Source organism: Rheinheimera tilapiae (genome assembly GCF_042432165.1).
GTDB classification, from domain to species: domain Bacteria; phylum Pseudomonadota; class Gammaproteobacteria; order Enterobacterales; family Alteromonadaceae; genus Pararheinheimera; species Pararheinheimera tilapiae.
The window spans coordinates 2035928-2058784 of sequence record NZ_JBHLXP010000001.1 but is presented as its reverse complement, the minus strand read 5'-3'; the positions used below and the strand labels follow the sequence as shown (position 1 = coordinate 2058784).

The following is a 22857-nucleotide window of genomic DNA, read 5'->3' as shown; positions in this document are numbered from 1 at the left end:
TGAAGTTATGACCGGACTTAATGAAATATATTGGCGATGCCACCGGTATTGCGCCGGTGGCATCGCTGGGTATTAACGCAGATTGATCGACATGTTCGGGCCTGAGGCCTGAACTTCATCATCAAACCAGCGCGCAGTAATGGTCTTCGTTTCAGTGTAGAAACGCACTGCTTGTTTACCATAGGCATGCTGATCGCCGTAGAACGAGCCTTTCCAGCCAGTAAATGAAAAAAATGGCAGTGGTACCGGGATTGGAATATTGATACCGACCTGACCTACTTCAATCTCATGCTGGTATTTACGCGCAGCGTGGCCACTGGCGGTAAAAATTGATGTGCCGTTACCGTATGGACTGGCGTTGACCACACCGATAGCCGCATCCAACGAGTCTACAGTCATCGTGGTCAATACCGGGCCGAAGATCTCTTCTTTATAAATGGTCATATCAGTCGTGACATTGCTGAACACGGTAGGACCGACCCAGTTCCCATTTGGATAACCGTCCACTACAACACCAGAGCCGTCCAGTAAACAGGTCGCGCCCTCTTCTTTACCTTTGGCAATCAGCGACAGCACGCGTGCTCTGGCTTGCGGGCTGATTTGTGGGCCATAGGCCGCATTTGGATCTGTGTACACGCCAGGACGCACTTTACCAATCGCAGCGGCAACTTCCGGGATCCATTCCGCTGCAGAACCAACAAAGACCGCAACAGAAATCGCCATACAACGCTGACCCGCTGCGCCGACAGACGCGCCGACTAATGCATTCACCACTTGTTGTTTGTTCGCATCCGGCATGATCACCATGTGGTTTTTCGCGCCGGCAAAGGCCTGTACGCGTTTCAGGTTATCAGTACCGGTTTTGTAGATGTATTGGCCGACATTAACCGAGCCAACAAAGGAAATCGCTTTGATATCCGGATGATGCAGCAATACGTCGACCTGCTCTTTACCACCGTGCACAACCTGCAATACGCCTTTTGGTGCACCGGCTTCGGCGAACAGTTCGGCGATGCGGTTGACTGTCATTGGGTCTTGTTCAGAAGGCTTTAACACAAAAGTGTTGCCGCAAGCGATGGCCATCGGGAACATCCACAGCGGGATCATCGCCGGGAAGTTAAATGGCGTGATACCGGCACAAACGCCCAGTGGCTGAATGTAGCTGTAGGTATCAATAGAACGCGCCACGTTTTCAACCGTCTCGCCCATCATCAGCGAAGGGATATTGGCCGCTTGCTCAACAACTTCAATACCGCGCCAAACGTCACCTTTGGCATCTTCCACCGTTTTGCCCAGTTCACGGCAAATGATATCGGCGATATCGGCCTGATGTTCTTTTAACAACACGGCAAAGCGCATCATCAGCCGGGCACGCTCGGAAACCGGCGTTTCTTTCCAGCTTTGGAATGCCAGCTTCGCTGAGGCAATGGCCTGCGCCATTTCATCTGCCGTGGCACATGGTACCTGAGCAATCACTTCTTGCGTGGCCGGATTGGTGACCGGGATTAGTTTTTCACTTTTTGAGTGAACAAATTCGCCGTCGATAAACAGCTGAACCTGAGTAGTCATAGCATTTTCCCCGTTGCGCGGCCTGCCTTCTGAGCGGTCGCTGCGATAGTCTTAAACCGGTGTTCCGGTCGGCTGAATTTTATGGAACCGCCACAGCGTTCCCAACGTGCACCCGAAGTCTGTGCTTCGTATTGGCGCGGTTTTACCCTGTTTTTTTCGTGGTTGCGCCAGTTTTAAAACAACTGGCGCATCGGCTGTTTGCCGGCTTTTTTATTGAGATTTCTTAAGCAACTTCAACGGCCAACGCCACTGCTTCACCGCCACCAATACAGAGGGATGCAATTCCGCGTTTTAAGCCGCGCGCTTTTAACGCATGGATCAGCGTCACCAGAATACGAGCTCCGGAAGCGCCAATCGGATGGCCTAACGCACAAGCGCCACCATTGACGTTCACTTTGGCCTCATCAAGTCCAAGTTCTTTCACTGCGAGCATCGTCACCATGGCAAAAGCTTCGTTGATTTCCCACAGGTCGACGTCATTGACGCCCCAACCCAGTTTGCTCAGCAGTTTTTGCATAGCGCCAACCGGTGCCACTGTGAAAAGTGCCGGTTCCATCGAATGGGTTGCATGACCGAGGACGGTCGCCAGCACTTCACAGTTGTGCGCTTTGGCATTGCTTTCACGCATCAGTACCAGAGCGGCGGCGCCGTCGGAAATAGAAGAAGAGTTAGCGGCCGTGATAGTGCCGTCTTTGGCAAACGCAGGACGCAGGCCAGGGATTTTATCAATTTTGGCATTACCCGGCTGCTCATCGATGGCAAACACCGTTTCGCCTTTCCGGCTTTGGATGGTCACTGGGGCAATTTCTGCGGCAAAAGCGCCATTGGCAATGGCTTGCTGGGCACGAGTGGTTGATTGAATGGCAAAGCGGTCCATGTCTTCACGACTAAAACCCTGCTCATTGGCAGTGCCCTGAGCAAAACAACCCATGGCTTTGCCGTCATAAGCGTTTTCGAGGCCATCGAGCATCATGTGGTCTTTGACTTCGCCATGCCCCATCCGCATGCCTGCGCGCGCTTTTGGCAACAGGTATGGTGCGTTGGTCATCGATTCCATGCCACCGGCAATAACGACGTCAGCACTGCCGGCTTTTAACAGATCATGTGCCAGCATCACAGTTTTTAAGCCAGAGCCACAAACTTTGTTTAATGTTGTTGCGCCTGCCGACAGCGGTAAACCCGCTTTTAATACGGCCTGTCGTGCCGGCGCCTGACCCAGACCTGCCGGTAACACACAGCCCATCAGCACTTCACTGATTTGTTCGCCAGCAATGCCTGCCTGTTCAACCGCCGCCTTGATAGCAACAGCACCTAAATCCGGCGCTGTGACTTCGCTCAGGCCACCCATAAAACCACCCATTGCTGTGCGCTTAGCACCGACAATCACGATTTGCTCAGACATGCTTTTCCTCATCCCAATCAGCTTTAACCGAATTGACGCTGAGCCTACACCAAATTTACGTTTACGCCAACGTCAACCATGCTGCACTTTGGTCTTATCAGTTGATCAGAGTTGTCTGTTTTAACTGCCAGACCGCGTCTAATTTGGCAGCCAGACTTTACGGATCAGCAGCACGAATCGAACAATATGACGTTGGAGCCCGCTATCAAACTTTAAAAGAATCAAAGGCAAGTCACTGTATTTCATCTTGTTTTAAACATTTGCCAGGCGCTTCTTTCCATGCGCCTCTCTGGCCCCAGCTTTACCTTTACGTAAACTTCACTTATAGTGACCAGCGATTCCGATGGTGGCTTTTATGACAGATAAAGATCAGACAACTTACAGCATCAGCGAACTGGCGAAAGAGTTCGATATCACGACGCGCAGCATCCGCTTCTATGAAGACCAGGGCTTGCTGACGCCACAGCGCCAGGGCCAGACGCGGATTTATAGCAAACGCGACCGGGTGCGGCTGAAACTGATCCTGCGCGGTAAGCGGCTAGGCTTTAGCCTGGCGGAAACCGGTCAGTTGTTTGAACTCTACGACGCCGACAAATCCAGCGTGACCCAGCTCACCACCATGCTGAAACTGATTGAACTGAAAAAAACCGAACTCCATCAGCAACTGGACGACATCAAAGTCGTATTGATGGAATTGATCACCGTCGAAAAGCGCTGCCGTGACACATTGACCGACGCGCGGACCCATGAAACAAAAACTGCGACTGATTAAGTGGCGAACATAACGCCACCAGCGCAAACAAACTTCCAATCAACAGCCAGACGCGACACAGGCAAACGGGGATAAACCAATGATTAGCCATTACAAAACACTGAACTTTGACTTAGGCGAAACCGTCGACATGATCCGCGAACAGGTGAACGCCTTTGCCCGCGAAGAAATCGCGCCGCGCGCTGCACAAATAGACCATGACAACGCATTTCCGAATGACCTGTGGCGTAAATTCGGTGATTTAGGTCTGCTCGGCATCACCGTCGATGAGAAATACGGCGGTTCAGGTCTGGGTTACCTGGAGCATGTGGTCGCGATGGAAGAGATCAGCCGCGCGTCTGCATCAGTGGCCCTGTCTTACGGCGCTCACTCTAACTTGTGTGTTAACCAAATTTTCCGTAACGGTACCGAAGCGCAAAAACAAAAGTATCTGCCAAAACTCTGTTCTGGTGAACACATCGGCGCCTTAGCGATGTCAGAGCCGAATGCAGGTTCAGACGTAGTTTCGATGAAACTGCGCGCCGACAAAAAAGGCGACGTCTATGTGCTGAACGGTAACAAGATGTGGATCACCAACGGTCCGGATGCACATACTTATGTGATTTATGCCAAAACCGACGTGAACGCTGGCAGCAAAGGCATTACCGCTTTTATCGTTGAGCGTGGTTTTAAAGGCTTTAGCCAGGCGCAAAAACTAGACAAACTCGGCATGCGCGGCTCTAACACTTGTGAGCTGGTGTTTGAAGACTGTGAAGTGCCAGCTGAAAACGTGCTGGGTGAAATTGGCAGCGGCGTCAAAGTGCTGATGTCGGGCCTGGATTACGAACGTCTGGTACTGGCCGGCGGCCCGCTTGGTATTATGCAAGCCTGTATGGACATCGTCGTACCTTACCTGCACGACCGCAAACAATTTGGCCAGTCGATTGGTGAGTTCCAGCTGGTGCAAGGCAAATTGGCCGACATGTACACCCAGATGAACGCAGCAAAAGCTTATGTTTACACCGTTGCCAAAGCTTGTGACCGCCGTGAAACCACTCGCAAAGATGCTGCTGCAGTCATCCTGTACAGCGCAGAACTTGCCACCAAAATGGCGCTGGATGCCATTCAGCTGTTGGGCGGCAACGGTTATATCAATGAATACCCAACAGGCCGTTTATTACGCGACGCGAAACTGTATGAAATCGGCGCCGGTACTTCGGAAATTCGCCGGATGTTAATCGGCCGCGAGCTGTTTAACGAAACCAAATAAACACTGGAGCGGCAGCCTGGAGCTGCCGTTTTTTTATCCCGTGGCGCGGGATCTGACTGGACAGGTGGATGCTGTGAGCAAAATTACCAGTAAAATCAACACACGAAGCGCTGAATTTCAGCAAAACGCTGCGGCCATGCAGGTGCTGGTCGACGATTTGGCGAGCAAAGTACAACAAATTAAACTGGGCGGCGGCGAAAGCCTGATCGCCCGTCACACCGCACGCGGCAAGTTGTTCGCGCGCGATCGCATTCAGAAATTACTCGACCCGGGCTCCCCTTTTCTTGAAGTCGCACAGTTCGCCGGTTGGGAATGTTATGACGACTATGTGCCTGCAGCTGGCGTAGTCGCCGGCATTGGCCGGGTCAACGGCGTCGAATGTATGGTCGTTGCCAACGATGCCACAGTCAAAGGCGGGACCTATTATCCGTTGACGGTGAAAAAGCATCTGCGCGCACAGGAAATTGCTGAACGTTGCCACCTGCCCTGTATTTATCTGGTCGATTCCGGCGGCGCCAACCTGCCGCGTCAGGACGATGTATTTCCGGACAAACTGCATTTCGGCCGCATCTTCTTTAATCAGGCGAATATGTCCGCCAAAGGCATTCCGCAAATTGCCGTAGTGATGGGCCTCTGCACCGCAGGCGGCGCTTATGTGCCGGCGATGGCGGATGAATCTATTATCGTCAAAGAACAAGGCACCATTTTCCTCGCAGGCCCGCCGCTGGTCAAAGCCGCCACCGGTGAAGAAGTCAGCGCGGAAGATTTAGGCGGTGCTGATGTGCACTGTCGTATTTCCGGCGTGGCGGACCACTATGCCCAAAACGACGACCATGCGCTGCAGCTGGCTCGTAATGCCATTTCGCGCTTAAACCGCGAAGCACCGGTGCTACGCGATGTAAAACCTGCTGAAGAGCCTTTATATGACGCTTCCGAGTTATACGGCATCGTCGGAACGGACTTGAAAAAGCCGTTTGATGTGCGCGAAGTTATTGCTCGGATTGTCGATGGTTCAGATTTCGACGAGTTTAAACAGCTCTATGGCCCGACGCTGGTCTGCGGTTTTGCGCGCATTTTCGGCAATCCGATTGGCATCGTCGCCAATAATGGCATCCTCTTTTCCGAGTCGGCGCAAAAAGGCGCGCACTTCATCGAGCTGTGTTGCCAGCGCAAAATCCCGCTGCTGTTTTTACAAAACATCACCGGCTTTATGGTCGGCCAGAAGTATGAAGCCGAAGGCATTGCCAAACATGGTGCCAAGATGGTGACTGCCGTGTCCTGCGCCAAGGTGCCGAAATTTACCATGTTGATCGGTGGCTCTTATGGCGCTGGTAACTATGGCATGTGTGGCCGCGCGTATGACCCAACGATGATGTGGATGTGGCCCAATGCGCGAATTTCAGTGATGGGCGGCGAACAGGCTGCCGGCGTGATGGCGCAGGTCACCAAAGACGGTTTGGCACGCAAAGGCGAAACCTTGACTGCAGAAGCCGAAGCCGCGCTGAAAAAACCTATTATCGCGCAGTACGAACAGCAAGGGCATCCTTATTACGCCTCTGCCCGCTTGTGGGATGACGGTATTATCGACCCGGCACAAAGCCGGATGGTCGTGGGCCTGGCGTTAGCCGCTGCGTTGAACGCTCCAATTGAAGAGACACGCTTTGGCGTGTTCCGCATGTGAGGACTCAGCAATGACCACTCATGCACTGACTCAAACCGAATTCCTCGCCTATGGCGCTGAGAGTGAGTACGTCGGCGTGCTGCGCCTGAACCGGCCTGAACTACATAATGCCTTCGGCGATCTGATGATCGCTGAATTAATCAAAGCATTAGACGAGTTGGCCGCCCTGCCCGGTTTACGGGTACTGCTGCTCGAATCGACCGGCAAAAACTTTTCAGCCGGCGCTGATTTAAACTGGATGCGCGCGATGGCGCAAAAGGATTATCAGCAAAATCTAACCGATGCCGGCGCATTGGCACTGCTGATGAAGAAGCTCAACAGCTTTCCATTGCCGGTGATCGCATTAGTCCAGGGCGCTGCCTTTGGCGGCGCTGTTGGCTTGGTCGCCTGCTGCGACATGGCCATTGCCACGCCCAAAGCCAGTTTTTGTTTAAGTGAAGTCAAAATTGGCCTGATCCCGGCAGTGATAAGCCCCTATGTGGTGCGCGCTATTGGTGAGCGCGCCAGCCGGCGTTATTTCACCACGGCCGAACGCTTTGATGCGGCTACCGCGTTGCAGTTGGGCCTGATTTGTGAAATAGCGGTCAGCGAGATAGCAAGCAACGAAGAACCGACGGCCTTACGCGCCAAAGCGCAGCCGCTGATCGACGCCATTGTCGCCAACAGTCCGCAGGCGGTTGTTGCCGCCAAAGCCTTAGTGGCTTATGTCGCAGACGCACCACTGAGCGCAGACACTATCGCCGAAACGTCACGCCGTATTGCCGCCATTCGGGTGTCTGCCGAAGGCCAGGAAGGCTTAAGCGCCTTTTTAGAGAAACGCACGCCGGCATGGCAACCTTCATTCAGCGCAGGCCAATAACAGGAAGAGCCCAGATGTTTAGCAAGATTCTGATTGCCAACCGCGGCGAAATTGCCTGCCGCGTCATCAAAACCGCCCAAAAGCTGGGCATTCGCTGCGTCGCGGTCTATTCCGAAGCCGACGCCAACGCCCGCCATGTAAAAATGGCGGATGAAGCCTTTTTGTTAGGCCCGGCCGCGTCGAAAGACAGCTACCTGCGCGCCGATAAAATTCTGCAAATCGCCAAACAGAGCGGCGCCGAGGCCGTTCACCCTGGCTACGGCTTTTTAAGTGAAAACGAAGGTTTTGCCGAGGCTTGTGCCCAAGCAGGCATCGTTTTTATTGGCCCGCCAGTCCCGGCAATCGCCGCGATGGGCTCAAAAAGCGCTGCGAAAGAAATTATGAGTCACGCCGGCGTTCCGCTGGTGCCTGGTTATCACGGTGACAATCAGGATGAGCAGTTCCTGGCCGCAGAAGCCAACCGCATCGGCTATCCGTTGCTGCTAAAAGCCGCTTATGGTGGCGGTGGTAAAGGCATGAAAGTGGTCTGGCAGGCTGCCGAGTTTCTCGAACAGCTGCACAGCGCCAAACGTGAAGCGCTGAATGGTTTTGGCAATGACAAAGTTCTGATGGAGCGTTACCTGACCAAACCGCGTCACGTGGAAATTCAGGTATTTGCCGATAATTTTGGTAATGCGGTGTACTTACACGAACGGGATTGTTCTATTCAGCGCCGACACCAGAAAGTCATTGAAGAAGCTCCGGCGCCGAACTTCAGTGCTGAGCAGCGCAAAGCAATGGGCGACGCCGCCGTCACCGCCGCCAAAGCCATCGGTTATGCCGGTGCCGGGACGGTGGAGTTCCTGTTTGACGAAGACGGTTCTTTCTATTTTATGGAAATGAACACACGCCTGCAGGTTGAGCATCCGGTCACCGAGATGATCACCGGCCAGGATTTGGTCAAATGGCAGTTGCTGGTTGCCAGCAATCAGCCGCTGCCGCTGACTCAGGCAGAAATTCCGCTGGATGGTCATGCCATTGAAGTGCGCGTCTATGCCGAAGATCCGGACAACAATTTCCTACCGGCTACAGGCAAGCTGACCTATCTGCGTCAACCCGACGAAAATCGTCACGTGCGCGTCGATACTGGCGTGGTCGAATACGATGAAGTATCACCATTTTATGACCCTATGATCGCCAAACTGATCGTCTGGGACGAGAGCCGGGACCGGGCGATTGCGCGGATGCGCCGCGCTCTTGATGATTATCGCATCGCCGGAGTCAAAACCAATTTAGGGTTTCTGAGCCGTCTGGTGTCGCATCCGGCTTTTGCCGCCGCTGAGCTCGATACGCATTTTATTGAACATCATCAGGCCGAACTGTTCGCGCCGGAGCAGTCAGAACCGCAACAAGCCTTATTGCTGGCAGCGCTGTATTTGTTATTACTGCAGCAACCGAAGACCAACGGCAATTCGCCATGGGGCTGCGGCTATGGCTGGCGCTTAAATGAAGCCGCACAAGTGCGCTTTGCCTTGCAACACGGTGATGTGGCACAACAAGTCCAAATTAAAAGTACTGCTACAGGGCATCAACTCTGTGTTGGTGACTATTGCATCGATGCCAAAGCAGAACTGAATGCCGACGTGCTGACCGCCACTTTGTCCAGTGCACAAGGCAGCCATCATCAGTTCCAGGTGCGCGTCAGTCAGTACCAACAAAGCCCGCAGCAAACAACAGTGTCGGTATTTATCCGCCACCAGCGCTTTGATTTTGTCTATCAGACACAAGTTGAAGTGGCTGCCGCAGATGAATCAGCCGGCAGCCTAAAAGCGCCGATGAACGGCACTGTGGTCGCGGTTATGGCCAGCGCTGGCCAGCGCGTGCAAAGCGGCGAGACTTTATTAGTGATGGAAGCAATGAAAATGGAATATGCCATCAAAGCGCCGGCCGATGGCGTGGTAAACAGCGTATTTTATCAGGCCGGCGATCTGGTCAAAGATGGTGCCGAGCTGGTCGATTTCAGCGCAGACGCCGGAGCCAAAGCATGAACACAACACTGCTAAATGCCCCACAGTTCCCGGCCTCGGTCCGCATTGTCGAAGTTGGACCACGGGACGGTCTGCAAAACGAAGTGGCAGTGCCGCTGGAAGCTAAAATTGCACTGGTGGAAGCGCTGGCTGACGCCGGCCTGACTACGATCGAAACCGGTGCTTTTGTCAGTCCGAAGTGGGTGCCGCAGATGGCAGATTCGGCACAGGTGTTCAGTGGCATCAGCCGCAAAGCCGGTGTCACCTACGCGGCGCTGACACCCAATCTGCAAGGCTATCAGGCGGCGCGCGCGGCCGGCGCCGATGAAGTCGCCATATTTGGCGCCGCATCGGAAGCTTTCTCGCAAAAGAATATCAATTGTTCGATTGATGAGAGCCTGGCCCGGTTTGCGCCGGTTCTGGCCGCTGCCAAAGCGGATGGCGTGCGGGTGCGCGGTTATGTGTCTTGTGTCGTGGGTTGCCCCTATCAGGGCGCAGTCGCGCCTGCCGATGTTGCGCGCGTGGCCAAAGCGCTGCTCGACATGGGCTGCTATGAGATTTCGCTCGGCGATACCATCGGTGTCGGCACACCGGCAACCGTATCCGCCATGCTGGATGCGGTGCTGGCGGTCGTACCATTGGAAAAAACTGCGATACATTTTCATGACACTTACGGCCAGGCGTTAACAAATATTTACGTCGCGCTAAGCCGCGGTATCGCTGTGATTGACAGCGCTGTGGCTGGTCTCGGTGGTTGTCCTTACGCCGCCGGCGCGTCAGGCAATGTTGCCACTGAAGATGTGGTGTATTTGCTGAACGGTCTTGGCATTGCGCATGGCGTTGAGTTACAAAGCCTCGCCCGCGCCGGCTGGGCCATCACAGCGGCGCTCGGGAAGAGACCTAGTTCTAAAGTAGGATTGGCGCTGCAGGCGAAGTGTCAGCAAAATGCAGCGCAAGACGCTGACTAAGCTGGGGTTAGTCATTAGCTCCGGCACGCAACATTCATAGATAAAAACGTCGGTCGCCCCGATGCGACCGCCCTACACAACAGAGGAAGAGCAATGGCAGGGTTTAATAAAGTCGTGCATAGCTACGACGAAGCCTTAGCAGGTCTGACCGACGGTATGACGGTGATCGCTGGGGGTTTTGGTTTATGCGGTATCCCCGAAGGCCTGATTAGCCAAATTAAAAAAATGGGTACACGTGATTTAACCGTGGTCTCCAACAACTGTGGCGTTGACGGTTTCGGTTTAGGCATTTTGCTGGAAGACCGCCAAATCAAAAAAATGGTCGCGTCTTATGTTGGTGAAAACGCCCTGTTTGAAAAACAACTGTTATCCGGCGAGCTGGAAGTTGAACTGACGCCACAAGGCACGCTGGCGGAAAAAATCCGCGCCGGCGGCGCTGGCATCCCAGCCTTCTTCACCGCAACCGGTTACGGCACCCCAGTCGCGGAAGGCAAAGAAACCCGCGAAATGAATGGCCGCAATTATGTGCTGGAGCCATCTATAACCGGTGATTTCGCCATTGTCCGCGCCTGGAAAGCCGACCGTTACGGCAACCTGGTATTTCGCCACACGGCGATGAACTTCAACCCAATGGTCGCGACTGCCGGCAAAATTACCGTGGCTGAAGTCGAAGAAATCGTTGAGCCGGGCGAATTATCACCGACAGAAATTCATACCCCGGGCATTTATGTGCAGCGCGTGATCAAAGGCGATTTTGAAAAACGCATCGAACGTCGCATGGTTCGCAAGGATTAAGGAGAACGTCATGGCTTTATCACGTGAACAAGTAGCGATGCGTGTCGCACAAGAATTAAAAGATGGCTATTACGTCAATCTCGGCATTGGGATCCCAACACTGGTCGCAAACTATGTGCCGGCGGGCATCGAAGTCATGCTGCAGTCTGAAAACGGTTTACTCGGTATGGGTCCCTATCCGACTGATGCTGAAGTCGACGCCGATATGATCAACGCCGGCAAAGAAACCGTCACAGCAATCAAAGGTGCGGCGATTTTCTCCTCTGCCGAAAGCTTTGCCATGATCCGTGGTGGCCATGTTGATTTAACCGTATTAGGTGCTTTTGAAGTCGACCAGAACGGCAATATCGCCAGCTGGATGATCCCGGGCAAACTGGTCAAAGGCATGGGCGGCGCCATGGACTTAGTTGCAGGCGCACAGAATATTGTTGTCACCATGACCCACGCTGACAAATACGGCAGCTCGAAGCTCCTCGACAACTGCACCCTGCCGCTGACCGGCGTCGGCTGTGTGAAAAAGATTGTTACGGATTTGGCCGTACTGGAAGTGCGCGATGGTGCTTTCTATCTGCTCGAACGCGCGCCTGGCGTGTCAGTCGAAGAGATCCAGCAGAAAACTGCCGGTCGCTTAATTATTGACGGTGATGTGCCGGAAATGCATTTTGCTTAATTTGATGAAGCAGTGTTGAAAAAGGTCGCAAATGCGACCTTTTTTATTCGCTACCATCCCTGGCGCTCACCCACAAGGCCAATGCTGTGCATTGTTAAAAAGCGTTCCTGACGCTTTTTTATTCGCTGCCATCCCTGGCGCTCACCCATAGAGCCAATGCTGTGCATTGTTAAAAAGCGTTCCTGACGCTTTTTTATTGCTGGCGGGTCAGAAGACCGAAGGCCTTAATTGGCAGCCACAAAACGTCCTGCACCACTGAATAAATTGCCGCCAACCACTGCTGTCATATCGCCGGAGCGAACCAAACTCACTTCATCCAGTGAACCAATCAGCATCACAAATGCCAATTTTCGATTGTGCAACAAATACCAACCGACCTGATAACCCGGCAGGCGAATGCCGTTTACTGCAATCTCCGGCGTATAATCGCCTAACTGGTCGAGTGGCATGATATGAACAGCACTGCTGGCGAGAGAGATATTGTCGATTTGTGCCTGATAAAAACCAGCTTTTAGAGCCAGATGATTCTCTTCTATCGTAACGCTGTTACTGCTAATAGCCCACGTCAGTCCCATAAACACTGCAGTTGATGCGACTAACGACCAAAGCGCCGGCTTTAATGGCCGCTTTGCCCAGTGACACCAACTCCAGATAGTAAGGACCGGAACACCAACGACACAACAGAACAGCAGTAGATACAACTGCCAACCAATTTCAAACACAGGCATACGGATGCAATTAATAGCGAATAATTAACAAAATAGTATCACGCCATCATTTTTACGCGAGACAATTTAGTTAAATTTACCTTTTGATTGCAGGAAAAATACACTGTTCCGCATTTCTCACTGGAAAAAATGGTTGCGGTAGGCTTTTGGCGTCATTTGAGTATATTGCTGGAATAATTTTCGAAATGAAGACACATCTTCGTAACCAACCTGTTGAGTCAGTTGCTCCAACGGCATCATTGTGGTTTCCAGCAAGTTTTTTGCTTTATCGATGCGTAATTTTTGTAACCAGGCCATCGGCGTGTCACCAGTGGCCGATTTAAAACGTCGGATCAAGGTCCGGCCACTCATGGCAAAACGTTGCGCCAGCTGCTGCAAGTCGAGTGGTTCTGCCAGATGTTTACGCAAGTAACTTTGGACAGCCGCAATGCGTTCGTCCTGATGGCTGACCAACTGTTGCACCGACAGAAATGGCGCTTGACTATGTAAGGCTGGCTCCACCAACAATACTTTAGCCAACTGACTACTAAAGCGCACACCGTCGAATTCTGTGATCAACTGCAAGCAGAGTTGCAGATAGGCTGTCGTTGCACCGGCGGTCAGACAATTACCACTGCGGCTGACGCTCACTTCGGCTTTCAGACATACCTGAGGAAACAGTTGCTGAAAATACTCAGCCAGAAACCAGCAGGTCGTCGCATCGCCACCATCTAATAAACCAGTCGCCGCCAGTGCAAAACTGCCATTGCAACCTGCAGCCAACAAAGTTCCTTGTTGCTGCAGATCGATAAACCAGTCCTTATGAGCGTGGAACAGCGTCATCACTTGCTCCAGTTCAGGTGCCTGATGTGCGTAGTTACCGGGAATTAATAAAGCGTCTATCTGCGCCGGCGGTTGCTCAATGCAGGCGATCTGCAGTCCATCTGCCTGATAGCTGCTGGCGCCGGACAAATGGTAAAACTGTACCTGATAACGCGGCTGCTGATTGAGTGGGTCCAAATATTGTGCCAGCTGATTGGCAAAGCGGAATACTTCGGCCATGCCGGTTAAATGTCCGAGTGCCACTCCGGGATATACCAATACCAGCAATGTCTTCATTTGTCACTTTCTGCACTTTATATGTCAATATTGCCACTATAGCGCAAATTTCCAGCAAGTTAAACTGAGCTTCAGTCAACAGGAGGTGGATTATGAAAATGAACGTCAAACAACTCAGTTGGGCAATGCTGGCTTTGCAGGGAGTGGTGATTTTGTGGTTGAACCAGCGCAGTACGTTAGACCCGTTCAGTCAGCTGGTACTGGTACCTTTAATATTGCTGGCAGGTTTCGCGCTGCTGACTATTCAGCAGCGCGATGAATAGCGCCTAACCGCGGTTCGGCCTCTTCAGGCGGCGGATCAGGCTGGACGTATCCTGCCGTTTGCCGCCAAGCGCCTGTACTTCGCTATAAAACTGATCGACCAGCGCCGTAACAGGTAATTGTGCGCCATTGCGGCGGGCTTCATTGAGCGTGATATTTAGATCCTTGCGCATCCAATCAACTGCAAAGCCAAAATCAAACTGACCATCAACCATGGTGTAGCCCCGATTCTCCATCTGCCACGACTGGGCTGCACCTTTGGAAATGACATCCAGCACTGCCTTTGCATCCAGCCCGGCACAATCTGCAAAGTGCAGAGCTTCAGCCAATCCTTGTACCACACCGGCAATACAAATCTGATTAACCATTTTCGCCAGCTGACCACTACCAGCGGGCCCCAATAATCGTGCACTTTTAGCATAGTGCTTGAGCACCGGTTCAGCCCGCGCGAAATCGGCAGCTTCGCCACCAAGCATAATGGTCAGCGCTCCCTTTTCTGCACCAGCCTGACCACCGGATACCGGCGCATCAAGGAACGCAATCCCTTTGGCTGCACAAGCAGTTGCCAGTTCACGCGCTAAATCCGCAGATGCCGTGGTGTGATCAATCAGCAAACTCCCTGGCGTCATAGTGTGTAAAACACCAGACTCACCGAAAACCACAGCTCTGACATCGTCGTCATTGCCAACACACAACATCACTAGTTGCGCGCCACTAGCCGCAGCAGCGGGTGTTGGACCACTGTGACCGTCATACTGAGCAACCCATTGCTCAGCTTTGGCTGCCGTACGGTTATACACTGTGACCTTGTGCCCTGCAGTCCGCAGATGGCCGGCCATCGGATAACCCATCACGCCCAAACCAATAAAAGCAATGGATACAGACACTGAAGGTGTTGAAGATATTGAAGTTATTTCTGACATACAATTGACTTAATTCTGTGACAGGCTAGCCGCCAATGTACAAATTTATGTTACAAATAGCAAAATCATTGGCAACTGGGACTACTAAATACCGATTTAGTCAGGGCCCGGCTGCTTTAACGCAGGTATAAAGAGGAATTTATGGCCAACGTCCATCATTTTAAAGTACGAACGCCGCAAGGTAACCTGCTGGAACTGAACAAGTATCGAGACAAAGTGCTGTTAATCGTCAATACTGCCAGCCGCTGCGGATTTACACCGCAATATCAGGATTTGGAAAAGCTACATCAACAATATCATCAGCGTGGCCTCGAGATCCTGGCGTTTCCATGCAACCAATTTGGTGGGCAGGAACCTGGCTCGGATAGCGACATTCAGCAATTTTGTCAGCTTAATTATGGTGTTAGCTTTGGCGTGATGGCCAAGATCAATGTCAATGGCCCGGAAGCAGATCCTTTATTTGAATACTTGAAAGATCAAGCCCGCGGCTTAATGAAAACTCGCGCTATCAAATGGAATTTCACTAAATTTCTGGTGAACAAAGACGGCGTTGTGGTGAAACGTTACGCACCACGGACAAAACCGGGTCAGTTTATTGATGCGATTGAAGCCGAACTGGCATTATTACCGGCACAATAACTTTAACCATTAGCGCAGTGAACAGGACGAAGCGATGGACTCACAGTTTCAGATCACGGTATTTAGTAATCAGCCTTACGATGAATCATTCCTGCGCGCGGCCGGGCCTGATCTGCAGTGGCGATTTCTGCCGCAACCACTGACCATCGATACCGTGCAACTTGCTACGGGCAGTTGTGCGGTCTGCGTGTTCGTAAACGACGACCTCAGTGCTGCTATCCTGCAGCAACTACAGCAGCTGGGGGTGAAGTATATTGCATTGCGCTGTGCTGGTTTTAATAATGTCGACCTCGCCACGGCACATCGCCTTGGCATCCGAGTTGCGCGGGTTCCCGCCTACTCGCCTGAAGCCGTAGCCGAACACTGCGTTGCCATGATGTTGTGCCTCAATCGCAAGCTGCACAAAGCCTATAACCGGGTGCGCGACGACAATTTCAGCCTGCAGGGTCTATTGGGTTTTAACTTGCATGGCAAAACCGTCGGACTCATTGGCACCGGCCGGATCGGTCAGGCGACTGCGCGGATCCTGCACGGGTTTGGCATGCAATTGCTGTGCTTTGACCCGCAACCGAATCCTGCAGCTCTGCCGCCCTCGGCCCGCTACGTCGATTTAGCAACGCTCTACCGCGACAGTGATGTGATTAGCCTGCATTGCCCGCTCACCCCCGACAGCCATCATTTGGTGAATCAGGCGGCGCTGGCGCAAATGAAAAATGGTGTCATGTTGATCAACACCAGCCGTGGTGGTCTGATTGACACCAAAGCCGTGATCGATGCGCTGAAAAGTAAAAAAATCGGCTTGTTGGGTCTGGATGTGTATGAACAGGAAGCCGATCTGTTTTTTAAAGATCTGTCTGAGGAAATGATTGCCGATGAAGTATTCCAGCGCTTATTAACGTTCCCAAATGTGTTGATCACAGGCCATCAGGCTTTTTTCACGCAGGAAGCGCTAAGCCAAATCAGTCAGATCACCGTGGCCAACTTGCGCGCCTTATGTTCGGGCGATGTTTGTGCTAACGAACTGAAAGCATAAAAAACAGCGTACGTATTAAGATTTATCAAAGCAAAAAAGGTCGCCGCGGCGACCTTTTTTATTTGATTTTCCGCTTACTTCGGCGCTTTTAACGTCCGGTCAAAGAACTCAGTGATCGTCTGATGCAGATGTGTTTGGACTGGCTGACCAAACATGGCGTGTTTACTGCCCGGATAGGTCATCATTTCGAACGATTTCCCTTTGCTCTGCAGTACTGAGAACAACTTAGTGCTATGCGTGAATAGCACGTTGTCATCAGCCATGCCATGATAAATCAATAGCTTGCCTTTAAGGCCATCAACATACGGAAACACCGAACTCGCTTCATAGCCAGCAGCATTTTTCGCCGGATGCCCTAAATAGCGTTCGGTATAATGACTGTCATACAACGCCCAATCAGTTACGGGCGCGCCAGACACACCGGCAGCAAAATAGTCGCCTGCCCGCAGCATCGCCATGATCGTCATGTAACCACCATAGCTGTGGCCGTAGATGCCAATCCGGCTTGCATCGACATAAGGCAGAGTCCGCAGATAATCGACACCGGTTTTTTGATCTTCTAACTCAATCTCCGCCAGTTTGCCAAAAATCGGATCTTCAAATGCTTTACCGCGATTTTCAGAACCACGGTTATCCAGCTGGAACACCAGATAGCCTTGTTGCACCAGGTACTGGAAATACAGGTCCTTGCCACTCCAGCTATTGGTTACGCGCTGCGCGCCAGGACCACCGTACACACCGACCACTACCGGATATTTCTTACCGGCAGCAAGTTGTTTTGGTGCAAACAGACGGTAATGCAAAGTCTGGCCATCACTCGCTTTTAGTGTACCAAATACCGGTTTTACCAATTCTGGCGCAAAGGCGGTCAGCGGATGCTGCGCATCCAGCGCATTTGCTGCCAATACTGTGACGGCTTTCCCTTGTTGGTCGCGCAGTGTGACGCTGGGTAATTGCACTACAGTCGACGACGTGTCGATAAACCCACTACCATTTTTCGCTACGACGACCTGGTGATTACTGCCGGCTTCGGTCAACCGCACAATCTCACCACCTTGCACCGGCACCCGATACAAGTGGCTTTCCAGCGGGGTATCTTTGCGACCGCTAAAATAAATCTGACCGGCTTTTTCATCAATACTTTCAATGTGATTGACTATCCAGTCACCGCGGGTTAACTGTTTGACCGCGCCGTCTTGCAGCGAATACAGATACAAGTGTTTGTAACCATCACGCTCAGAAGCCCAGACAAAAGATTTTTTATCTTTGAGGAAATGCAAATCATCATGCAGATTGACCCAGGTTTTACTGGTTTCGGTCAACAGCGTCTTTTGTTGCCCGGTTGCCAAATCAGCCAGACGTAATTCCAGACGCTGTTGATCCCGGCTTTGCCACTGGTAGCTTAATAGGTTTGGATTTTCACTCCATTGCACCCGGGGCAGATAAATATCCTGTTCTTTGCCAAGGTCAACCCAGCTGACCTGTGGGTTGGTAATTTCGACTACGCCAAGTTTAATCTGCACATTGCTTTTGCCGGCAAACGGATACCGCTGGCTGTACAGCTTAATTTCATCGGCATAAATTTCATTACGCACTGCTTCCGGCACTACGGATTCATCAAACTGGGTAAAAGCAATCTTGCTGTCATCCGGCGCCCACCAATACCCGGTCATCCGACCCATTTCTTCCTGGGCAACAAACTCAGCCATGCCATTGCGCACTGTGCCTTTGCCATCAGAGGTTAATTGGCTTTCTTTCCCTGATTTTAAATCAATGACAAAGATGTTTTGCTCGCGGACAAAAGACACAAAACGGCCGGTTGGCGATATCTGGGCATCCGTTTCAAAGGCTTCGGTTTCAGTCAGTTTACGGGCTTTCTTACTGCTCAGCTGATAATGGTATAAGTCGCCATTCAGCGGAAACAGCAGCGCTTTGCCGTCCTTGGACCACTGATAACTGACTATGCCGCTGGCAAACAAACGTAAACGCTCACGCCGCGCTTTTTCTTCATCCGACAGAACTTCGGTGCCACTGAACAAAGTATCAGAATCAACCAGCACACTGTGTTTCCCTGTGCCCAGTTCGTATTGCCAAAGGTCAAGACGGTTCGCATCTTTCGCCTTGCCTTTTAGATAAGTAATACGTGAACCATCCGGCGCGTAGGCCAATGATTTCGGCGCTGTGCCACTTAATGCCGGCTCGGCAAATAATCGCGGTAAGGTTAGATTTTGTGCCTGAAGTTGCGGGCTGAGACTGGCGCAAAGGATGACGCCAGACAGAATAGTTTTTTTCATCAAAGATCCGTCTGCTGGGTTAATCAGTGTGCATCTAACTGCAGCCGCCAGATTTTTTCAAGCCACAAAGCGTTAAATGACCAGAGCGTCAGATGAGCCTCCAGCCATCGTTTTTCCTGTAAAAATACAGTTCCGGGCATGACTGAGCGACACTCAGCGCAAACATTTTGAGACAGATCAACAATTTCTGCCGTTGGACAAATGAACTTATTTGCAATAAGTTAATCAGGCGTGCCAAAAAACACATAAAGAGCACGTTGATTTATCCAGGATAAACATAATAAAAGGCAACTCCATGAAAATGACTACCTCAATCCAACCACTGGCTGCGTGCATCAAAGCCGCAGTGACCGGTGGTACGCTGATGCTGTTAGCCACCAGCCCATTAGCTCATGCGCAAGACGCTGCTGCGGAGAAAAAAGCAGAGCAGGACGTAGAAAAAATTGTTGTTGTGGGTTCACGCGGTGCGCCGCGCTCGGTGGGCGATTCGGCTGTGCCGGTCGACGTGATCTCCGCTGACGAATTTAGCAAAAACGGTCCAAGTGACATGATGACGTTGATGAGTGCAGTAGTGCCTTCATTTAACGTAAACACCCAACCGATCAATGACGCCTCCACTCTGGTGCGTCCGGCTAACTTACGTGGCCTGCCACCAGACAGCACGTTAGTGCTCGTCAACGGCAAACGCCGTCACCGCTCTGCGGTCATCACCTTCCTTGGTGGCGGTTTATCAGACGGCTCTCAAGGCCCTGATATCTCGACTATCCCTTCTATCGCACTGAAACAGGTTGAAATCCTGCGCGATGGCGCTGCCGCACAATACGGCTCTGACGCCATCGCTGGTGTAATCAACTTCCGCCTGAAAGACAATAATGAAGGCGGCGCCATTGAAATTAAAACCGGCCAGCATTACGACGGCGACGGTGATTTACGTCAAGTCAGTGCAAATATTGGTATGCCTTTCACTGACAACGGCTTCGCTAACTTCAGTACAGAATTCAAACAATCAGACCCAACCAGCCGCAGTGTGCAACGCGGCGATGCGGCTGGTTTAGTCGCTGCAGGCAATACCAATATTGCCAACCCTGCACAGGTCTGGGGTTCACCTGAAGTAAAACGTGACTTTAAACTGTTCGGTAACATTGGTCTCGAAGTTGCCAAAGAAAAAGAATTCTATGCGTTTGGTAACTTTGCCCAACGTGACGTAGAAGGTGGATTCTATTTCCGTAACCCACAAAGCCGTGGCGGTGTTTATTCCAATGACAGTGGCGAGACCCTGTTGGTTGGAAATTTAGATACCACTAAAGGCGCTTGTCCGACTGTTGGCCTGACCGGTCAGTCATTTAGCCAAATCAGCAGCAAAGTAAACGCACTGCCGGCGCATTGCTTTACGTTCTTTAAATCGCTGCCTGGTGGTTTTACACCGAAGTTTGGCGGTATCGTGACAGATGCCGCCCTAGCCGGCGGCCTGAAAGGTACTTTAGCCAATGGCTGGAACTTTGACCTGAGTTCTTCATATGGTCGCAGTGAAGCTGAGTTCTATATTAAGAACACTATCAATGCTTCAATGGGTTCAGCCACACCACGCGATTTCAACGCCGGTAAATATGTACAGCAAGAACAGGCTGTTAACTACGATATGAATAAGCTCATAGAAGTTGATGCGCTGCCATATCCGCTGGCTGTTGCTGCAGGTCTTGAATACCGTATTGATACCTTCGAAATCTACGCAGGTGATAAAAACTCGTTTGAAGTAGGCCCTCTGGCTTCTCAGGGGTTTGGCATCGGTTCAAACGGTTTCCCAGGCTTCAAGCCTGATGACGCTGGTTCTTTCAACCGCTACAACTATGCAGCCTACACTGAGTTTGGAGCTGAGTTTAGTGACAAATTCCGTTCTGACTTCGCTTTACGCTTTGAAGACTATGAAGATTTCGGTTCTACCACTAACGCTAAACTGACAGGTCGTTATCAATTAAACGACGAAGTGGCTTTCCGGGCGGCAGCCAGTACTGGCTTCCGTGCTCCAACCATTGGTCAATCAACGGTTCGGAACGTGACGACGTCATTTACCGCAGGTAAAGGTCTGGTCGATAACGCTACGTTACCACCAACCCACCCAATCTCTGTACTCAAAGGCGGTAAAGCATTAACGCCGGAAGAGTCGGTCAACCTGTCATTCGGTACTGTAGTTGAAGTTGATGATTTATATGTCACTTTAGATTTTTTCCAAATCAAAGTGGATGACCGCATCAGCCAATCATCGTCGCAGGAACTGACAGCTACTGATATCCAGAAGCTACTTGCTCTGGGCGTTCGGGATGCGAGCAGCTTCACAGGGGTTAAATACTTCACCAACGATTTTGACACCACAACCAAAGGCGCTGACTTTGTTGCTAACTACGGTGTTGACCAATTTGGTGGCCGTACAACCTATGCTTTAGCAGCAAACTGGACTGAAACCACTGTAGATCGCCATTCCGATTACATCTGGGAAGCGAAAATCAAGCAGATTGAAGAAGGTCTACCCAGTGTGCGCGGCAGCTTCACTGTCAGCCATAACCAAGGCTCATGGAACGGTTATGTCCGTTTAAACCAGTACGGTAGTTACTATGAAGACCATGCTGATTCAGGCGTTGTCTCTGCGGCTGATGGCGGTTTACCGCTGTATTTAGGCGCAGAAATGACTGTAGATGCTGAAGTAACTTACAACTTCAGTGACAATTACAGCATCGCCTTAGGTGCATCAAACCTGTTTGACACCCTGCCAGAAGAAAACGAATGGGCTGAGGTGCTAGGGGCAAAATACCCGACAACAACAGTTATGGGCTTCAACGGCGGATTCTATTACGCGCGTCTGACCTACAACTTCTAAGTTGTTCTTGTAGTGAAAGCCACCTTCGGGTGGCTTTTTTGCTTTTCACTGCGGGTATCCAACTTGATCATCAACAGCAGAATGTGGCAGTGTGATTAGAGTAATTACTTGAGAATCACCATGAATTTGATCCCCTGGCAATATCGCACACCGGCGGGCTTTACCCTGCAAGGTATGCGGAGCAAACCCAGCGGCAGGCCTCTGCTGCACATGTTGCATGGCAACGGGTTTTGCAGCCAAATGTATGCACCGATGCTGCAACCTTTACTTCAACATGTGGATCTATTTTTATCCGATGCGCAAGGTCATGGTCACAGTGAACATGGCGGACCTTTTGTCGGCTGGAACCAAAGTGCAGAATTAGCCCGGCAGGCATTGGCTGCACATTTGCCGGAGTATGGCGCTGTGCCGGTCTATGGCGTCGGCCACAGTTTCGGCGGTGTACTGACGGCCCTGCTTCACAGCGAACCTGACAGTCCGTTTGACGCTGCCTTGTTGCTCGATCCGGTTCTGTTTACACCCGCCATGTTGCGGAGTATGCAGTTGTTGGAATGGACCGGCCTCTACCGCCACAATCCGCTTGCCCGCCGCGCGGTAAAACGCCGGCAACATTTTACAGACGCCGGCACGGCATGGCAGTATTTTCACCAACGCGGCATGTTTAAAAACTGGCATCCCGATGCATTAAAGGCCTATATCGATCATGCACTCGTCGATACTCACGATGGCCTGATACTACGCTGTCGACCAGAGCGGGAAGCGGAAATCTTTGCCAGTTTCCCGCGCAATCTGTGGTCATCGTTGCATCAAACCAGCAAACCGATTCAATTAGTTTATGGCACCGGCAGTTATCCTTTCGTCGCTAAATCTGCAGCCTTGTTCCAGAGAAAGTGTCAGCAGTTACAAGTGATTAAGGTGGATGGCGGCCATTGTTTTATGCAGGAAGATCCGCAACACAGTACCGCGCTGGTGCTGCAATGGTTGCGGCAACAGCAGCGATTCAACTGACAAAACGCCTGTATCAAAACCAGATTTTCA

The 22857-nt window shown here is 51.6% G+C and carries 19 protein-coding genes; 13 read left to right on the top strand and 6 right to left on the bottom strand.

Annotation, left to right across the window (positions count from 1 at the left end; genetic code table 11):
• Nucleotides 1-72 precede the first annotated feature (72 nt).
• Together ACFFJP_RS08895 and ACFFJP_RS08890 are read right to left on the bottom strand one after the other, a co-directional pair.
• Nucleotides 73-1569: a CoA-acylating methylmalonate-semialdehyde dehydrogenase gene (locus tag ACFFJP_RS08895; protein ID WP_377242561.1), complete on the bottom strand. Its 1497-nt coding sequence runs from the start codon at nucleotides 1567-1569 to the stop codon at nucleotides 73-75.
• Between the two features lie 223 nt (nucleotides 1570-1792).
• Nucleotides 1793-2971: an acetyl-CoA C-acyltransferase gene (locus ACFFJP_RS08890; protein ID WP_377242559.1), complete on the bottom strand. Its 1179-nt coding sequence runs from the start codon at nucleotides 2969-2971 to the stop codon at nucleotides 1793-1795.
• A gap of 355 nt (nucleotides 2972-3326) precedes the next feature.
• On the opposite strand from ACFFJP_RS08890, the gene ACFFJP_RS08885 reads away from it, so the two are divergent.
• The 8 genes from ACFFJP_RS08885 (at nucleotide 3327) to ACFFJP_RS08850 (ending at nucleotide 11971) form a co-directional block, all read left to right on the top strand.
• Nucleotides 3327-3743, top strand: a complete 417-nt coding sequence (locus ACFFJP_RS08885) for a MerR family transcriptional regulator (RefSeq protein WP_377242556.1) — start codon at nucleotides 3327-3329, stop codon at nucleotides 3741-3743.
• A gap of 79 nt (nucleotides 3744-3822) precedes the next feature.
• Nucleotides 3823-4992: an isovaleryl-CoA dehydrogenase gene (locus tag ACFFJP_RS08880; protein ID WP_377242554.1), complete on the top strand. Its 1170-nt coding sequence runs from the start codon at nucleotides 3823-3825 to the stop codon at nucleotides 4990-4992.
• Between the two features lie 73 nt (nucleotides 4993-5065).
• On the top strand, nucleotides 5066-6673 hold the full coding sequence (locus ACFFJP_RS08875; protein ID WP_446686819.1) for a carboxyl transferase domain-containing protein: 1608 nt from the start codon (nucleotides 5066-5068) through the stop codon (nucleotides 6671-6673).
• 10 nt (nucleotides 6674-6683) lie between these two features.
• The gene (locus ACFFJP_RS08870; RefSeq protein ID WP_377242552.1) at nucleotides 6684-7532 is read left to right on the top strand and encodes an enoyl-CoA hydratase-related protein; all 849 of its coding nucleotides are present in this window, start codon (nucleotides 6684-6686) and stop codon (nucleotides 7530-7532) included.
• Between the two features lie 14 nt (nucleotides 7533-7546).
• On the top strand, nucleotides 7547-9559 hold the full coding sequence (locus tag ACFFJP_RS08865; RefSeq protein ID WP_377242550.1) for an acetyl-CoA carboxylase biotin carboxylase subunit: 2013 nt from the start codon (nucleotides 7547-7549) through the stop codon (nucleotides 9557-9559).
• Nucleotides 9556-10506: a hydroxymethylglutaryl-CoA lyase gene (locus tag ACFFJP_RS08860; RefSeq protein WP_377242548.1), complete on the top strand. Its 951-nt coding sequence runs from the start codon at nucleotides 9556-9558 to the stop codon at nucleotides 10504-10506. The genes ACFFJP_RS08865 and ACFFJP_RS08860 overlap by 4 nt, the downstream gene beginning before the upstream one ends.
• Before the next feature lie 93 nt (nucleotides 10507-10599).
• Nucleotides 10600-11301 (top strand): CoA transferase subunit A, encoded by a 702-nt coding sequence (locus ACFFJP_RS08855; RefSeq protein ID WP_377242546.1) that lies wholly within the window; start codon nucleotides 10600-10602, stop codon nucleotides 11299-11301.
• Between the two features lie 10 nt (nucleotides 11302-11311).
• Nucleotides 11312-11971 carry a CoA transferase subunit B gene (locus ACFFJP_RS08850; RefSeq protein ID WP_377242544.1) on the top strand — a complete coding sequence of 220 codons (660 nt, stop codon included), beginning with the start codon at nucleotides 11312-11314 and terminating at the stop codon, nucleotides 11969-11971.
• 224 nt (nucleotides 11972-12195) lie between these two features.
• On the opposite strand, the gene ACFFJP_RS08845 is transcribed toward ACFFJP_RS08850, so the two are convergent.
• Together ACFFJP_RS08845 and ACFFJP_RS08840 are read right to left on the bottom strand one after the other, a co-directional pair.
• Nucleotides 12196-12546 (bottom strand): hypothetical protein, encoded by a 351-nt coding sequence (locus ACFFJP_RS08845; RefSeq protein ID WP_377242542.1) that lies wholly within the window; start codon nucleotides 12544-12546, stop codon nucleotides 12196-12198.
• A 270-nt stretch (nucleotides 12547-12816) separates the two neighbouring features.
• A complete protein-coding gene (locus tag ACFFJP_RS08840; RefSeq protein WP_377242540.1) occupies nucleotides 12817-13797 on the bottom strand; it encodes a GlxA family transcriptional regulator in 981 nt (326 codons plus the stop codon).
• 92 nt (nucleotides 13798-13889) lie between these two features.
• On the opposite strand from ACFFJP_RS08840, the gene ACFFJP_RS08835 reads away from it, so the two are divergent.
• A complete protein-coding gene (locus ACFFJP_RS08835; protein WP_377242538.1) occupies nucleotides 13890-14060 on the top strand; it encodes a hypothetical protein in 171 nt (56 codons plus the stop codon).
• Nucleotides 14061-14063: 3 nt separating this feature from the next.
• On the opposite strand, the gene ACFFJP_RS08830 is transcribed toward ACFFJP_RS08835, so the two are convergent.
• On the bottom strand, nucleotides 14064-14945 hold the full coding sequence (locus ACFFJP_RS08830; protein WP_377242535.1) for an NAD(P)-dependent oxidoreductase: 882 nt from the start codon (nucleotides 14943-14945) through the stop codon (nucleotides 14064-14066).
• A 177-nt stretch (nucleotides 14946-15122) separates the two neighbouring features.
• Here ACFFJP_RS08830 and ACFFJP_RS08825 point away from each other — a divergent pair, with 177 nt between their 5' ends.
• Together ACFFJP_RS08825 and ACFFJP_RS08820 are read left to right on the top strand one after the other, a co-directional pair.
• Entirely contained in the window at nucleotides 15123-15620 is a 498-nt protein-coding gene (locus ACFFJP_RS08825) for a glutathione peroxidase (protein WP_377242532.1), read from the top strand.
• Between the two features lie 34 nt (nucleotides 15621-15654).
• Nucleotides 15655-16653, top strand: coding sequence for a 2-hydroxyacid dehydrogenase (locus ACFFJP_RS08820; protein ID WP_377242530.1), 999 nt, complete (start codon nucleotides 15655-15657; stop codon nucleotides 16651-16653).
• 74 nt (nucleotides 16654-16727) lie between these two features.
• Here ACFFJP_RS08820 and ACFFJP_RS08815 read toward each other — a convergent pair whose 3' ends face one another.
• On the bottom strand, nucleotides 16728-18947 hold the full coding sequence (locus tag ACFFJP_RS08815; RefSeq protein WP_377242528.1) for a S9 family peptidase: 2220 nt from the start codon (nucleotides 18945-18947) through the stop codon (nucleotides 16728-16730).
• Between the two features lie 295 nt (nucleotides 18948-19242).
• On the opposite strand from ACFFJP_RS08815, the gene ACFFJP_RS08810 reads away from it, so the two are divergent.
• The gene (locus ACFFJP_RS08810; RefSeq protein WP_377242526.1) at nucleotides 19243-21819 is read left to right on the top strand and encodes a TonB-dependent receptor plug domain-containing protein; all 2577 of its coding nucleotides are present in this window, start codon (nucleotides 19243-19245) and stop codon (nucleotides 21817-21819) included.
• Nucleotides 21820-21939: 120 nt separating this feature from the next.
• On the top strand, nucleotides 21940-22827 hold the full coding sequence (locus ACFFJP_RS08805) for an alpha/beta hydrolase (RefSeq protein WP_377242524.1): 888 nt from the start codon (nucleotides 21940-21942) through the stop codon (nucleotides 22825-22827).
• Nucleotides 22828-22857 lie beyond the last annotated feature (30 nt).

What these genes read in the sequence shown, in the direction of transcription:
- ACFFJP_RS08895 (WP_377242561.1), bottom strand. Translation starts at nt 1,569, where the DNA reads ATGACTACTCAGGTTCAGCTGTTTATCGACGGCGAATTTGTTCACTCA.
- ACFFJP_RS08890 (WP_377242559.1), bottom strand. Translation starts at nt 2,971, where the DNA reads ATGTCTGAGCAAATCGTGATTGTCGGTGCTAAGCGCACAGCAATGGGT.
- ACFFJP_RS08885 (WP_377242556.1), top strand. Translation starts at nt 3,327, where the DNA reads ATGACAGATAAAGATCAGACAACTTACAGCATCAGCGAACTGGCGAAA.
- ACFFJP_RS08880 (WP_377242554.1), top strand. Translation starts at nt 3,823, where the DNA reads ATGATTAGCCATTACAAAACACTGAACTTTGACTTAGGCGAAACCGTC.
- ACFFJP_RS08870 (WP_377242552.1), top strand. Translation starts at nt 6,684, where the DNA reads ATGACCACTCATGCACTGACTCAAACCGAATTCCTCGCCTATGGCGCT.
- ACFFJP_RS08865 (WP_377242550.1), top strand. Translation starts at nt 7,547, where the DNA reads ATGTTTAGCAAGATTCTGATTGCCAACCGCGGCGAAATTGCCTGCCGC.
- ACFFJP_RS08860 (WP_377242548.1), top strand. Translation starts at nt 9,556, where the DNA reads ATGAACACAACACTGCTAAATGCCCCACAGTTCCCGGCCTCGGTCCGC.
- ACFFJP_RS08855 (WP_377242546.1), top strand. Translation starts at nt 10,600, where the DNA reads ATGGCAGGGTTTAATAAAGTCGTGCATAGCTACGACGAAGCCTTAGCA.
- ACFFJP_RS08850 (WP_377242544.1), top strand. Translation starts at nt 11,312, where the DNA reads ATGGCTTTATCACGTGAACAAGTAGCGATGCGTGTCGCACAAGAATTA.
- ACFFJP_RS08845 (WP_377242542.1), bottom strand. Translation starts at nt 12,546, where the DNA reads ATGGGACTGACGTGGGCTATTAGCAGTAACAGCGTTACGATAGAAGAG.
- ACFFJP_RS08840 (WP_377242540.1), bottom strand. Translation starts at nt 13,797, where the DNA reads ATGAAGACATTGCTGGTATTGGTATATCCCGGAGTGGCACTCGGACAT.
- ACFFJP_RS08835 (WP_377242538.1), top strand. Translation starts at nt 13,890, where the DNA reads ATGAAAATGAACGTCAAACAACTCAGTTGGGCAATGCTGGCTTTGCAG.
- ACFFJP_RS08825 (WP_377242532.1), top strand. Translation starts at nt 15,123, where the DNA reads ATGGCCAACGTCCATCATTTTAAAGTACGAACGCCGCAAGGTAACCTG.
- ACFFJP_RS08820 (WP_377242530.1), top strand. Translation starts at nt 15,655, where the DNA reads ATGGACTCACAGTTTCAGATCACGGTATTTAGTAATCAGCCTTACGAT.
- ACFFJP_RS08815 (WP_377242528.1), bottom strand. Translation starts at nt 18,947, where the DNA reads ATGAAAAAAACTATTCTGTCTGGCGTCATCCTTTGCGCCAGTCTCAGC.
- ACFFJP_RS08810 (WP_377242526.1), top strand. Translation starts at nt 19,243, where the DNA reads ATGAAAATGACTACCTCAATCCAACCACTGGCTGCGTGCATCAAAGCC.
- ACFFJP_RS08805 (WP_377242524.1), top strand. Translation starts at nt 21,940, where the DNA reads ATGAATTTGATCCCCTGGCAATATCGCACACCGGCGGGCTTTACCCTG.